The sequence below is a fragment of the Bradyrhizobium sp. HKCCYLS20291 genome (genome assembly GCF_051167715.1).
Classification (GTDB): domain Bacteria; phylum Pseudomonadota; class Alphaproteobacteria; order Rhizobiales; family Xanthobacteraceae; genus Bradyrhizobium.
Genome location: NZ_JBNPTO010000010.1, coordinates 43,345 through 56,796, shown reverse-complemented (window position 1 = coordinate 56,796; position 13,452 = coordinate 43,345). Strand labels below are relative to the sequence as shown.

General features: G+C 66.0%; 14 protein-coding genes. All 14 read right to left on the bottom strand.

Annotated elements, in window-relative coordinates:
• Window positions 1-73 precede the first annotated feature (73 nt).
• The 14 genes from ACQR07_RS21940 to murJ all read right to left on the bottom strand — a co-directional run bounded on the left by ACQR07_RS21940 (window position 74) and on the right by murJ (window position 13,412).
• Window positions 74-493, bottom strand: coding sequence for a helix-turn-helix domain-containing protein (locus tag ACQR07_RS21940; RefSeq protein ID WP_434869720.1), 420 nt, complete (start codon window positions 491-493; stop codon window positions 74-76).
• Window positions 494-728: 235 nt separating this feature from the next.
• Window positions 729-2,342, bottom strand: coding sequence for an apolipoprotein N-acyltransferase (gene lnt / locus ACQR07_RS21935; protein WP_434904241.1), 1,614 nt, complete (start codon window positions 2,340-2,342; stop codon window positions 729-731).
• The gene (locus tag ACQR07_RS21930; RefSeq protein WP_434904240.1) at window positions 2,339-3,511 is read right to left on the bottom strand and encodes a hemolysin family protein; all 1,173 of its coding nucleotides are present in this window, start codon (window positions 3,509-3,511) and stop codon (window positions 2,339-2,341) included. Before ACQR07_RS21930 ends, lnt begins: the two co-directional genes overlap by 4 nt.
• A gap of 2 nt (window positions 3,512-3,513) precedes the next feature.
• On the bottom strand, window positions 3,514-4,023 hold the full coding sequence (gene ybeY, locus ACQR07_RS21925) for an rRNA maturation RNase YbeY (protein WP_434904239.1): 510 nt from the start codon (window positions 4,021-4,023) through the stop codon (window positions 3,514-3,516).
• 63 nt (window positions 4,024-4,086) lie between these two features.
• Entirely contained in the window at window positions 4,087-5,064 is a 978-nt protein-coding gene (locus ACQR07_RS21920) for a PhoH family protein (protein WP_434869724.1), read from the bottom strand.
• Window positions 5,065-5,128: 64 nt separating this feature from the next.
• Window positions 5,129-6,526, bottom strand: a complete 1,398-nt coding sequence (miaB, locus tag ACQR07_RS21915) for a tRNA (N6-isopentenyl adenosine(37)-C2)-methylthiotransferase MiaB (protein ID WP_434904238.1) — start codon at window positions 6,524-6,526, stop codon at window positions 5,129-5,131.
• Window positions 6,527-6,580: 54 nt separating this feature from the next.
• On the bottom strand, window positions 6,581-7,300 hold the full coding sequence (locus ACQR07_RS21910) for an HAD family hydrolase (RefSeq protein WP_434904237.1): 720 nt from the start codon (window positions 7,298-7,300) through the stop codon (window positions 6,581-6,583).
• Window positions 7,293-7,745: a Fur family transcriptional regulator gene (locus ACQR07_RS21905; RefSeq protein ID WP_434869727.1), complete on the bottom strand. Its 453-nt coding sequence runs from the start codon at window positions 7,743-7,745 to the stop codon at window positions 7,293-7,295. Before ACQR07_RS21905 ends, ACQR07_RS21910 begins: the two co-directional genes overlap by 8 nt.
• Before the next feature lie 43 nt (window positions 7,746-7,788).
• Window positions 7,789-8,271, bottom strand: coding sequence for a ribosomal protein S18-alanine N-acetyltransferase (gene rimI, locus ACQR07_RS21900; RefSeq protein ID WP_434904236.1), 483 nt, complete (start codon window positions 8,269-8,271; stop codon window positions 7,789-7,791).
• The gene (gene tsaB, locus ACQR07_RS21895; protein ID WP_434904235.1) at window positions 8,268-8,969 is read right to left on the bottom strand and encodes a tRNA (adenosine(37)-N6)-threonylcarbamoyltransferase complex dimerization subunit type 1 TsaB; all 702 of its coding nucleotides are present in this window, start codon (window positions 8,967-8,969) and stop codon (window positions 8,268-8,270) included. The genes rimI and tsaB overlap by 4 nt, the downstream gene beginning before the upstream one ends.
• Window positions 8,970-9,458: 489 nt before the next feature.
• Window positions 9,459-10,028: a NifU family protein gene (locus ACQR07_RS21890; protein ID WP_434904234.1), complete on the bottom strand. Its 570-nt coding sequence runs from the start codon at window positions 10,026-10,028 to the stop codon at window positions 9,459-9,461.
• A 109-nt stretch (window positions 10,029-10,137) separates the two neighbouring features.
• Window positions 10,138-10,632 carry a universal stress protein gene (locus ACQR07_RS21885; RefSeq protein WP_434904233.1) on the bottom strand — a complete coding sequence of 165 codons (495 nt, stop codon included), beginning with the start codon at window positions 10,630-10,632 and terminating at the stop codon, window positions 10,138-10,140.
• A gap of 122 nt (window positions 10,633-10,754) precedes the next feature.
• Window positions 10,755-11,807, bottom strand: coding sequence for a tryptophan--tRNA ligase (trpS, locus tag ACQR07_RS21880; RefSeq protein ID WP_434904232.1), 1,053 nt, complete (start codon window positions 11,805-11,807; stop codon window positions 10,755-10,757).
• A 48-nt stretch (window positions 11,808-11,855) separates the two neighbouring features.
• The gene (gene murJ / locus ACQR07_RS21875; RefSeq protein WP_434904389.1) at window positions 11,856-13,412 is read right to left on the bottom strand and encodes a murein biosynthesis integral membrane protein MurJ; all 1,557 of its coding nucleotides are present in this window, start codon (window positions 13,410-13,412) and stop codon (window positions 11,856-11,858) included.
• Window positions 13,413-13,452: the final 40 nt, after the last annotated feature.

Genomic DNA, 13,452 nt, shown 5'->3' with positions numbered 1-13,452 from the left:
ACGGCGTCTTCGCGTTCAAAGTCCCGACGGAGACGGCGACGCCGGCCCGATCGGAACTTCGAGCTCGGCTAGATCAGGCGTCTTCTTCAGGCGCTTCGCGGTCAGCAATCTGCTCGACGAGGTCGACGATGCTGCGGCGGAGCTTGGAGTCGTGGATCCGCGTGAAGGCGCGGGTCAGAGCGAGGCCCTCGGAGGTCGCCAGAAAATCCGACACATAGGCCGGAGAGGAGCCTTCGAAGCTTTCGCCACCGTTGATTCCGCCGCTCGGGACTCCTTCGAACAGGAAGGAGACCGGGATCTGCAGAACCTCGGAGATCTGCTGGATCCGGCTGGCGCCGACACGATTGGTGCCCTTTTCGTACTTCTGGATCTGCTGGAACGTGAGCCCGAGAGCCTCACCGAGCTTTTCTTGGCTCATGCCCAACATGATACGGCGCATCCGCACCCGGCTGCCGACGTGCTTGTCAACAGGGTTGGGCGCTTTCGTCGACATCTCTCAACTCCCTAGAAATCAGGCCCCGGAACGAGGCGGTCGCAGTATGCCTCAGGCGCTCACACCGTCAATTTCTGCTCGCAGGTCGTACTAACGAAGGACGGTCGAGCAACAAACTGAGCGGCTTCATGCTGCCGCGCGAGAATGCGAATTGCAGCAGCTATCTGTCAACACTTGGAGTTTTGCTTGTCAAAAAAAATATTACGGCAGCGGAAAGAATCCAAATTTGGCAGCGTCAGGGAAGCTTTTTGGCAACACGTCGGCGCACAACCGTGCTCAGGGCGATCACTAACAGGATGATGGCCGGAATATCACCAGCCTTGGCGTAGACCGTCGGCGGCAACGCGACGGGCAATGCCGAATCGAGAATTCCCTCTGCGCCCAGCGGCAATTGCGCGATGATACGACCAACGGGATCGATCACTGCTGAGATTCCAGTGTTCGCAGATCGAACTAATGGAAGTCCTTGTTCGATCGCACGCCACTGCGCCTGCTGCAGATGCTGATGAGGACCCGTCGAGATGCCGAACCAGCCATCATTCGTGAGGTTGACGATCCAGCCGGGCCGTTCCCCGTTGTTGACAGCGCTGTCACTCGGAAAAATTGCTTCGTAGCAGATCAAAGGAAGAACACGCGGTGCGTGCAACACGTCCAGGTTGCGGCGCGTCGTACCTGCAATAAAGCCACCTTGCAGCCGCGTCAACTGCTCCAGGCCGATCCGTTCCAGTGCGGATTGGTACGGCAGATACTCGCCGAACGGGACCAGATGGAGCTTGTCGTAGACCGACAGCACGCTGCCGTCGTGATCGATGACATAGATCGAATTGTAGGCGCGGGTGACCGGGACGTTGCGCGGTCCGTCCGGTGCGCGCACCGAACCGGTGATCAGCACCGTGCCGGGAGACAGCAGGTCAGCAATCTGCCGCATCGCGTCCGCTTCACGGGTCAGGAAGAACGGGAACGCGGATTCCGGCCAGATCAGGATGTTGGTGTCGCGGACGCCGTTGGCGTTCGGACCGGAGGCGCGGTCCGACAGGGTCAGATAGCGCCGCATCACGTCGGCCTTGGCGCCATAATTGAATTTGACGTCCTGCTGCAGGTTCGGCTGCATGATCCGCAGCTTGAGATCGCGGACCAGGGCGGTCGGCTGCTGGGCCAGCCTGATGGCGCCGAATACGCCCATCACGACGAGCAGGACGGCCGCACCGGCCGGCACACGCCAGCCGTCACGCCAGCGCTTGCCGTCGATCAGCACGGCCGGGCTGGCGAAGATCGCGATCGTCAGCAACGTCATGCCCCAAAGTCCGATCACGGAAGCGGACTGCGCCAACGCCAGCGGCTGCGACAGCGCATAGCCGAACGTGTTCCAGGGAAAACCGGTCAGGGCGTGGCCGCGCAGCCATTCGCTGGCCGTCAGGCAGACCGCCAGCGCGAGGATGCGGGTTGCATCCTGCGTCCAAATCAACCGCGCCAAGGCGAAGCCGAGCGCGGGAAACAGCGCGAGATAGGCCGGCAGCCCGAGCACGGCGAACGGCATCAGCCAGGCGAAGGTCTCGGCGTCGACCAGGAAGGCATTGCCGATCCAGTACAGGCCAGGGACGAAATAGCCCATGCCGAAGCAGAAGCCGGCGAGGGCGGCCGCGGGGAGCCCGCGCCGGCGTCCGGCGGCGGCGCCGTCGATCAGCCAAACCACGACCGGAAAGGTGATTGCCAGCACCGGCCAGGCGTTGAACGGAGCCATGGCCAGCGAGGAGACGGCTCCGGCGGCCAGCGCGATGGCCGCGCGCTTCCAGCCCCAGGCCAGCACAATGCCAAGCGCGAGGCCGCGAATCTTCGAAGGGCTGTTCACTGTGAGCTGGCTCCGTCGCCTTGTGGCGGGATGCTGTCGTCGCGACTGGGCACCGGACCGGGGTCGGCCGGCGGGGCCGGCTCGGCGGGAAGGCTCGCCTCCGGCGGCGTGACGTCCGCTGCAGCTTCGCGCCGCCGGCTCTCGCGCGGCGGCCGCGGCGTGGGACGCTCCTTGCGCGGCGCGATGCGCAGGCGCTTGACGCGGCGCGGATCGGCATCCAGCACTTCGACCTCGAAATCGCCGGGGCCGGAAATCAGCTCACCGCGCACCGGCAGCCGGCCGACATGGTTGACCAGATAGCCGCCGAGCGTCTCGACGCCCTCGCCGGCCTCGCCGGTGACGAACTCCTCGCCGATCACCCGGCGCACGTCCTCGAGGCTGGCACGCGCGTCGGCGATGAAGGCATTGTCGGCCTGGCGCATGATCGCCGGCGGCTCGTCGTTGTCATGCTCGTCGTCGATCTCGCCGACGATCTGCTCGACGATGTCCTCGATCGAGACCAGCCCGTCGGTGCCGCCATATTCGTCGACGACCAGCGCGAGATGGATGCGCGAGGCCTGCATCTGCGCCAAGAGGTCGATCGCGCGCATCGACGGCGGCACGTAGAGCAGCTTGCGTATGATGTTGGCTTCGAACAGCGGCATCGACAGATCGACCGCCTTGAGATCGAGCCCGGCCGGCAGCGGCTTCTTGCGCCGCGCCTTCACCTCGTCCGAGACGCGGGCCTGGGCGGTCGTGAAGGCGAGCAGGTCGCGGATGTGGACCATGCCCTCGGGATCGTCGAGCGTGTCATTGTAGACGACGAGACGCGAATGCGACGCGCTCTCGAACAAACTCATCAGTTCGCCGAGCGTGATGTCGCGCCTGACCGCGACGATGTCGGCGCGATGCACCATGACGTCGGCGATCCTGCGTTCATGCAGGTCGAGAATGTTGCGCAGGAGCGTGCGCTCGACCGCGGAGAAGCCGATGTCGTCGGGCGTCGAGGCATCGAGCACGACCTGCAGATCGTCGCGCACCGACCCGCCGCCCTTCCAGCCGAACAAATTGCGCAGCGCGCGAAACAGCCAGTTCTCGCTTGGCGAGCGGCCGAGCTCGGCCGGCGGCACCACGGCCGGAAGATTGCGCGTGTTGCGCGGATTGTCGTGGACGGGTTCGGAATCGGCCATGATCAATTCGTCCGTTCCCGGTCGGCATAGGGATCGGGGATGCCGAGATGGGCCAGGATCTCGGTTTCGAGCGCCTCCATCTCCTCGGCCTCGTCATCGGTCTCATGATCGTAGCCGATCAGATGCAGGAAGCCGTGCACGGTGAGATGGCTGAGATGGTGGTCGAACGGCTTCTGCTCCTCGTCGGCCTCGCGCCGCATCGTCTCGTAGGCGATGGCGATGTCGCCGAGCATGCGCGGCGCATCGTCGTCAGAGCGCGGGCCGGTCGGCTGCAGCGCCGGAAACGACAGCACGTTGGTCGGCTTGTCGATGCCGCGCCAATTGCTGTTCAAGGTGCGGATGCCCTGATCGTCCGTCAGCATGACTGCGATCTCGGCGTCGCCGACATCGGCGTCGACCATCTCGGCGGCGGCGTTGATGGCGCGATGTATGACGTCCTCGGCGTCGGGCTGGTCCTGCCAGCAGTCGGCTGCGACGATCACCTCGGTGGTTGGAATGGGACTTTGTGGCATCCTGGTCGAGTTCTGTGCGGATGGCGCTGAGAGCATGCGCCGATCGGCGAGCTTGCTCCGATGTCAGCGGGCCTTCGGGCCCTCATAGGCTGCAACGATGCGCGCCACCAATTCGTGGCGAATGACGTCCTCGCCGGTGAAGCGGACCTGCGCGATGCCTTCGACACCGTCGAGCAGGCGTGCAGCCTCGGCGAGGCCGGATGTCTGGCCGTTGGGCAGATCGACCTGCGAGGGATCGCCGGTGATGATCATGCGGCTGTTCTCGCCGAGGCGCGTCAGGAACATCTTCATCTGCATCGATGTCGTGTTCTGAGCTTCGTCGAGAATGATCGCAGCGTTGGTGAGGGTGCGGCCGCGCATGAAGGCGAGCGGCGCGATCTCGATCTCGCCGGCCTGCAGCGCGCGCTCGACGACCCGCGCATCCATCAGATCGTACAGCGCGTCGTAGATCGGGCGCAGATAGGGATCGACCTTCTCGCGCAGGTCGCCGGGCAGGAAGCCGAGCCGCTCGCCGGCCTCGACCGCGGGGCGTGACAGGATGATGCGATCGACTTCCTTGCGCTCGAACAGCTGCGCCGCATGCGCCACCGCGAGCCAGGTCTTGCCGGTGCCGGCCGGGCCGATGCCGAACACCATCTCATGGCGCTTCAGCGCGCGGATGTAGGAATCCTGCGCGGCAGTGCGGGCGCGCACTGGGCGCTTGCGCAGGTTGATACTCTCGAACGCGTTCTTGCCGTTCTTGGCGTCGAACTCGAACAGCGAGCCCTGAGCGACCACCGCGCGGATCGCGCCTTCGACGTCGCCCTGCGACAGGTCCTGGCCCTTCACCGCCTGGGCGTACAGGGATTCCAGCACGCGGCGCGCGGCATCGCAGCCGTCGCGGCTGCCGCCGATGGTGATGTGGTTGCCGCGCGAATCCACGACGACGCCGAGGCGGCGCTCGACCAGGGCCAGGTTCTGGCCGTAGGGGCCGACCAGCGCGGAAGCGGCACGGTTGTCGTCGAAGTCGATGACGACCTGGGTCTCGGGGGGCATGGACATGTCGCGGTCGAACTTGCGGCTGGGAGCGAGGGAAGATGAATCCGATGCGCTCTTGGGCAAGTGCTCAGCCTCCGATGGACATGAGGGATGCAATTTCGGGACGGGGCGCGGCGCCTGCCGTGGCGAGCTCGCCGAGCAGGCTGTAACGTTCGAGACTGTCGATGCGCACCGGAAGAACCTGGCCGATGATGTCGTCGGACGCCATCACGTGAGCCGGCTGCAGATACGCCGTGCGTCCGACCAGCTGACCGGGCTTGCGCGCGGCGCGTTCGAACAACACGTCGACGACCGAGCCGATCGCGGCCTTGTTGAAGGCCGCCTGCTGGCTGTCGATCAAGCTCTGGAGGCGCTCCAATCGCTCGTCCATCTCGGTCGCTGACACCATCTCCTGCATGTCCGCCGCCGGGGTGCCCGGACGCGGCGAATATTTGAAAGAATAGGCTGCAGCGTAGCCGATTTGGTCGATCAGCGCGAGGGTGGCGCGAAAATCTTCCTCGGTCTCGCCGGGGAACCCGACGATGAAATCGGAAGAGAATGCAATGTCCGGCCGTACGGCGCGGAAACGGTCGACAACCCTGCGGTAATCGTCCGCGCTGTGCTTGCGATTCATGGCGCCGAGAATGCGGTCGGAGCCCGACTGCACCGGAAGGTGCACGAACGGCATCACGCAGGGCAGATCACGGTGCGCGGCGATCAGGCTGTCGTCGACGTCGTTGGGATGGCTGGTCGAGTAGCGGATGCGCGCTACGCCCGGGATTTCGGCGATCCGATACAGCAATTGCCCGAGCGTCCAGGAACGGCCATCGGGGCCGGCGCCGTGATAGGCGTTGACGTTCTGGCCGATCAGCGTGATCTCGCGGACGCCGCTCTCGGTCAGCTGCATCAGGTCGTCGACGATCCGCGCCACCGGCCGCGACATCTCGCTGCCGCGCGTGTACGGCACCACGCAGAAGGTGCAGAACTTGTCACAACCCTCCTGCACCGTGACGAAGGCGGAGATGCCGCGGGCGCGGATCGCCTCGCGGCTCGGCTTGGCGAGGAAGCCGAACTTGTCCTCGGCCGGGAATTCGGTCTCGATCGCGCGGTCGCCATGACGGGCGCGGGCGAGCAGCTCGGGCAGATGGTGGTAGCTCTGCGGGCCCACCACGACGTCGACGGTGGGAGCGCGGGCGATGATCTCGGCGCCTTCGGCCTGCGCCACGCAGCCGGCGACCGCAATCTGCATCGCGCGGCCCTGTCGCGCCGCCTCCTCCTTGGCGACCCGCAGCCGCCCCAGCTCCGAATAAACCTTTTCGGAGGCCTTCTCGCGGATGTGGCAGGTGTTGAGGATCACCAGGTCGGCGTCGCCGGCGTCGGCGGTCTCGACGAAACCCTCAGGCCCCAGCGTGTCCACCATGCGCTGGGCATCGTAGACGTTCATCTGGCAGCCATAGGATTTGATGTGCAGCTTGCGCGGCGTCATGAACCTGCGTGCGGTCGGGAGCGCGCCAACCTCGGCGCCGGGCTCAGATATAGCCTAGGCGGCCGAAAATCCAGCGAGCGGGACGGCTTTCTCGCCAAGCTGATTGAGAATGATTGGCAATTGCCGCATATCGTCGAAAACCAGCGTAGCGCCGGCCTCCCGCAGGCTGTCCGCATGACCGGGCCGGCAATGGCTGCCGCCGTGGAATCCGAGCACCGTCATGCCGGCGGCGATGCCGCCCCGGATACCGGCGAGGCTGTCCTCGACGACCACGCAGGCTTGGGGCCGGGCGTTCATCTGCGCCGCCGCGAACAGGAACAGATCGGGCGCCGGCTTGCCGTTCTCGACCTGGGAGGATGAGAAAATATGCGGGGCGAGACGATCGTAGAGCCGGGTCGCGCCGAGGCTGACGCGCATGCGCTGATGCGAGCCGGAGGACGCAACGCACACCGGGACGTCGAGCGCGTCGAGGGCGTCCACGATGCCGGCGACCGGATGCAGATCGTGCTCGAAGGCGCGAAACAGGCGGTCCTGGAGCTTGGCGTTGAAATCGGCCGGCAGGCTGCGGCCGAGCTCAGCCTCGACCTCAGCCGTCGCCTGCTTCGACGAGCGCCCGAGAAAGCGATCGAACACCTGGTCGGCGCTGATCGGATAGCCGCACAGGCTAAGCACGTCGGCGTGCGCCTGACAGGAGATCACCTCGCTGTCGACGAGCACGCCATCACAATCGAAAATGACGAGATCGAAGCTGGAGGGCCGCGCCGGATCAGCCATTCGTCTCTTCGTCGAGCGGCACGCAGTAAAGCTCGAGCCGGTGGTCGACGAGCTTGTAGCCGAGCTTGCGGGCGATCTCGGCCTGCAATTTCTCGATCTCCTCCGAGGTGAACTCGATCACCTTGCCGTCGCGCAGATTGATCAGGTGGTCATGATGGCTGTCGCGCATCTGCTCGTAGCGGGCGCGACCTTCGCGGAAATCGTGGCGCTCGATGATGCCGGCATCCTCGAACAGCTTCACGGTCCGATAGACCGTCGAGATCGAGATCTTGTCGTCCACCGCGACACAGCGCCGGTACAGCTCTTCGACGTCGGGATGATCGGTGGAATCGGCGAGCACGCGGGCGATCACCCGGCGCTGTTCGGTCATGCGCATGCCGGTCGCGGCACATCGCGCCTCGATTCCGGAGGAACCCAGCGCCGGCGGTGTTTTCAAAGAAGTCATGGTGTCTCGCCTCAAGGATGCGCTTTCTGCCACCAAGCGCAGGTTACGACAAGTCCCGGCGCATCAGAAGCGCATTCAACTGTTCTCCGCCAGGCTGAAGGTAATAGCGCTCCCGCCGCCCGACGGTCGCAAATCCGGCGCGTTCATAGAGTCGGCGAGCCGGCTGGTTGTTTTCCTCGACCTCGAGGAAAACCGTCCGGACGCCGCGCCCCGCCAGGTGCCCGAGATGCACGAGCAGCAGATCACGAGAAAATCCGCGGCCGCGCTGATTTGGGTCAAGTGCGACGGACAAAATTTCGGCCTCGTCCGCCCCGATGCGCGACACGATAAAGCCCACCAGCTTGCGCCCGAGCCGCAGCCGATGGATCAGGGTGTTTCGCTCGGCCAGCATTGTCTCGAACTCGCCCTCGCCCCAGCCGCGGTGAAACGAGGCGGCGTGGATCTGAGCGAGCCGGGCGGCATCGCGCGGCGAGGCTGCCTCGATCGCGGGCTTGGAGCGGCCGAGCCACCGGAAGAGCATGTTCATGAGGATACGGACGTCTGGGCCGGTTCGCGCGGCGCGTTGGCGGGCGGCTTGACGTCCGGCGCGCGGAGATAGAACGGCCGCGCCGGAGCCTGCGCGGGATCCGCTGCCGCCCCGAGCCAGGCGACCCAGGTGATGTCGGGGCCGGCTTGGGTGTCGACCGCGACCGGTGCGGCAGCCTCACCGGGCCAGCGCTCGGCCAGGATTGCCGCAGCATTGCCGACGAGATGGGGTGCGCCGAAACGGGCGGCGGCGAGCACGTCGTCGATGGCCGCAACCTGCGGTGCGATCAGCTCATCGCCGCTGCCGCTCACGACCTGATAGTAGAGATGATCGTGCCGGGCATCGATCACCGAGATCACTGGGTTGTCGCGATCCTCGCTGACAACCGGCGCCGCATAGGCTGATAGCGTGGTGACGCCGACCACCGGCTTGTGAGCCGCCAGCGCGATGCCGCGGGCGGCGGAGAGGCCGACCCGCAGCCCCGTGAAGCTTCCGGGCCCGGTCGTCACCGCGATCCGGTCGAGATCGGGAAAGCCGATGCCGGATTGCCGCATCACGCCGGCGAGCAGCGGCATCAACGCCTCGGCGTGACCGCGCTTCATCGGCAGCGTCTCCTGCGCCCGCATCTCGGCGGTGGCGGCATCCAGGACAGCGGCCGCGCAATGGTCCAAGGCCGTATCGATGGCAAGTATCAGCATCCGGTCGGGTTCGCGTGAATGAGGTCGGAAAAACGCTTGCGGTACCTTGATAAAGTCAGTTGCCGTTGTCCGCCAGCCGCGTCAGGGCCAACGCATCAGCGCGCGCTCATCAAGAAGCTAAGTTACTGAATCAGCGCCCGTTCAAGCAAATCTTTCCAGGTCCGTCCAAATTGTCCTTAGGCGATGCGGTTGGGCGGGCGCCCGCAGGATCATCCGTCGGCCGTGAAGGGCGCGCTTTGACGGTGTTTTCGGCAGCAGCCGTGCACGCGTTCTCTTGGGCGGCTTCCGCAACTCATGCGGGGTGCTGCTCAGCGCCCGTCCGAAGCAAGCGAGTGCTTCTGGCACGTGGTCGTCAGTCGTCACTCGGTCTCGGGAGCCGGCCGACGCACGGCCGGCCGCACTCGCAAACACGTGGGGGATCTCGTCTGGACGCGAGCAGCGAATGGCGAAGCTTCTATTCGCCACTCCCTATTCGCTACTCGCCCCTTTTCACATCGGCCGGACTTCGACCACTTCAGGCACGAAATGCTTCAGCAGGTTCTGAATGCCGTGCTGCAGGGTGGCGGTCGATGACGGGCAGCCGGAGCAGGCGCCCTTCATGTTGAGATAGACGATGCCGTCCTTGAAGCCGCGGAAGGTGATGTCGCCGCCGTCATTGGCGACCGCCGGGCGGACGCGGCTCTCGATCAGGTCCTTGATCATGCCGACCGTCTCGGTGTCGGCCTCGTCATAGAACTCGTCGTCCTCGTCGGCGGAGGCGTCGTTGGCGGCGCTGCCGTCGGCGAGCAGCGGCGCTCCCGACATGTAGTGCTCCATGATCGCGCCGAGGATCGAAGGCTTCAGGTGCTGCCATTCGCCGTCGCTCTTGGTCACGGTGATGAAGTCGGCGCCGTAGAACACGCCGGCGACGCCGTCGACGGCGAACAGGCGCTCGGCCAGCGGGGAGCGCGCCGCGGCAGCGCGGCTCGCGAACTCCATGGTTCCGGCCGGCAGCACGACGCGGCCCGGGATGAACTTCAGGGTGGCGGGATTGGGGGTGGCTTCAGTCTGGATGAACATGATTTTCTCCGGCAGCGCCGGTTCAAGGCCGGCCTGTGAGGTGTCTCTTAGCAGATGGCAAGGGTGTGCGCACGATCAAGAGGATCGGCGCGGCGCTTTCCGAGCAACCCTATGACAGCGCGTCGATATCGGCGTCGGCGAGATCGCCCGGCACGATCACGAGGGGAACCGGGAAAGCCCCGATGGTCTTGGTGACGTGGGTGACCAGCGGGCCGGGGCCCTCCGGACCCGAATTCGCGGCGAGCACCAGCAGCGCGATGTCGCTGTCGGCCTCGATCGTGGCCAGGATCTGCGTGGTGGGATCACCCTCCCGGATGACGCGTTCGGGTGCTGAAATACCGATGACGCCCAGCATCGCCGCAGCCTGATCGAGCGCCGCATTGGCTTCGTCCTGAGCCTCCGCGCGCATCAGGTCGGCGACGCCCAGCCATTGCTGGTTCTGGTCCTCGGTCTCGATGACGTGCAGCATCACGATGCGGCCGCCTGATCGCAGTGCCCAGCGGCCGGCATAGCGGATCGCGCGGTCCCATTCCGCACTGTCGTCGACCACGACCAGGCCCTTTGGTGCATGGCCGGTCTGGTAGCTCTGCCGCTGCGCCGCCATTCCCGCGTCCCGCCCGCTGCTGCACGTTCGATGTGGCGGCAATGCTGCCACAGCCCATCTCCGTTGGGGAGAGGGGCCGCAGGTTCCATTTACAGGTGCAGGCGGCGCCGAGCGGTCCCGGGTCAGCGCTTGCGAATGAAGCCGACGATGTCCTTTGCCGTCTTCATGGTCTCCGCCGCGATGGCCTGGGCACGCTCGCCGCCGTCGACCAGGACCGAGTCGACATAGCCGGGGTCGGCCGTCAGCCGCTTCATCTCGGCGGCGATCGGACCGAGCTTGGTGACGCACAGCTCGACCAGCGCGCTCTTGAAGCTGGAGAACTGGCCGCCGCCGAAGTCGCGCAGCACCTCCGCCTTGCTGCGGTCCGACAGCGCCGCGTAGATGCCGACGAGATTGTCGGCCTCGGGACGCGTGTCCAGGCCCTTCTCCTCGCTCGGCAGCGGCTCCGGATCGGTCTTGGCCTTGCGGACCTTCTGCGCGATCGTGTCGGCATCGTCGGTCAGGTTGATGCGCGAGTAGTCCGACGCATCCGACTTCGACATCTTCTTGGTGCCGTCGCGCAGCGACATCACGCGCGTCGCAGGGCCGGTAATGAACGGTTCCGGCAACGGGAAGAACAGGCCGTCGCCGAAGCCCTGCGCACGGATGGCGTCGCCGAAGTCGTTGTTGAACTTCTGCGCGATGTCGCGCGAGAGTTCGAGATGCTGCTTCTGGTCCTCGCCGACCGGAACATGGGTGGCGCGATACAGCAGGATGTCGGCCGCCATCAGCACCGGGTAGTCGTACAGACCCACCGACGCATTCTCGCGGTCCTTGCCGGCCTTCTCCTTGAACTGCGTCATGCGGTTCAGCCAGCCGATGCGGGCAACGCAGTTGAAGATCCAGGCGAGCTCGGCGTGGCCCGAGACCTGGCTCTGGTTGAACACGATGTGCTTCTTCGGATCGATGCCGGCGGCGATGAACGCGGCCGTGACCTCGCGGGTGTTGCGCGCGAGCTCGGCGGGACCGCCCCAGACGTCGATCGGCATGGTGATCGCGTGCATGTCGACGACGCAATAGATGCAGTTGTGCGTCTCCTGCATCTTCACGAAGTTGACGATCGCGCCGAGATAGTTGCCGAGATGCAGGTTGCCGGTCGGCTGGACGCCCGAGAAAACCCGTTCCACGAAGGCCATGGTCACTGTTCCGATGTTGGATTTGGTGCGTCGTTTGGCACGAGCGCCTTAAAGGTGCAAGTCGCGGGCGGGCCGCTGCCGGATCGCCCTGACCGTGTCGCGCCAGCTCACCACGCCGAGGAACGTCAGAAGCGCCGCATAGAGCAGCATGGCGCCCCCGATCAAAGCGGCGAGCAGGGCGGCCGCGCCGGCATGGCTGTCCGAGAATTCTCCGAGCCGGGTCTCCACGGCCCATAATGCCGCGCCCATGATGGCGGCCGCCAGCACGATGCGCGGCAGGCGGCTGCGCGATTGATGGGATAGCGCGAAGCCGAAGCTGGCGGCGCCGCGCCGGATCAGGACCGCGGCATTGGCCCAGGCGCCGAGCGCCAATCCCGCAGCGATGCCGGCGGTGCCGAACGGCTGGGCGAGCAGAAATGCGAGTGCGATGGCTGTGGCGCATCCGATCAGCGTGGCGTGCAGCGGCGTCCTCGTATCCTCGCGCGCAAAGAAGGCGGGTTGCAGCGCCTTGGTCAGCACCTGTGCGGGCAGCGCGGCCGCGAGCCAGCTCAGCACCTGCGCCGTCGCCATCGCATCGGCTCGTGTGAATGCGCCGTGTTCGAACAGCAAACGAACGACCGGCTCGTTCAGAATGATGAGGCCGAGGCTTGCGGGCAGCGCCAGTCCGATCGTGAGCTCGAGGCCGCGCGATTGCACCTCGGCCAGCGCCTTGTGGTCACCGGCGTGCAGCGCGCGGGTCAACTCCGGCACCAGCACCGTGCCCATCGCGACGCCGACCAGGCCGAGCGGCAGCTCGATCAGCCGGTTGGCGAAGTACAGCCACGACACGGCCGACGGCGTGGCGGAGGCGATGATCGCGCCGCCGACCGCGAGCAGTTGCGGGCCGGCGCTGGCCACCATGCCGGGCAGGGCCTTGCCGAAGAAGCTGCGCATCTCGGCGTCGACCGAGACGCGTATCGGCCAGGCGACGGCGGCGCCACCGCGGCGCTGCGCCAGGATAGCGAGTTGCAACAGTCCGGCGGCGCCGATGGTGGCAGCGAGCAGCAGCGCGGCGCGTGGCGGATCCGGATGTTGCATCAGCAGCACGATCGTCATCGCGATCAGCGCGACGTTGAACAGCAACGGTGCAAAGGCCGTCAAGGCAAAGCGCCGCTGCGCGCTGGAGAGCGCGAGCAGCACGGTGGAGGGGCCGGCAAACGCGAGATAAGGCAGCATCAGCCTGGCATTGCTCACCGCGAAGGTGAGCGTCTCGTCACCGGCAAAACCGGGCGCCAGCACGGTCATCGCGAGCGGCATCAGAGCCGCGAGCACGAGCGTCGCTGCAAGCAGGCCGACGCTGACCGTGCCGAGCACGCGCCCGGCGAAGGCTGCCGCCTGATTTGTGCCGGCCTGCTGGTATATTCGCAGCCATGCCGGGACCAACGCGGCGTTGAGCGCGCCCTCGGTGAGCAATCGCCTGATGACGTTGACGAGTTGAAACGCTGCGAGAAAGGCATCCGCAACCGGCCCGGCGCCCAGCAGAGCTGCCATCAGCGCGTCCCTGATGAAGCCGAGCAGGCGCGAGGCGAGTGTTCCTGAGAGCACAGTCACGAATGAGCGGATCATCAGGCTTCTATAGCAGCGCCGCTTGTGATAGGCCGCAGCG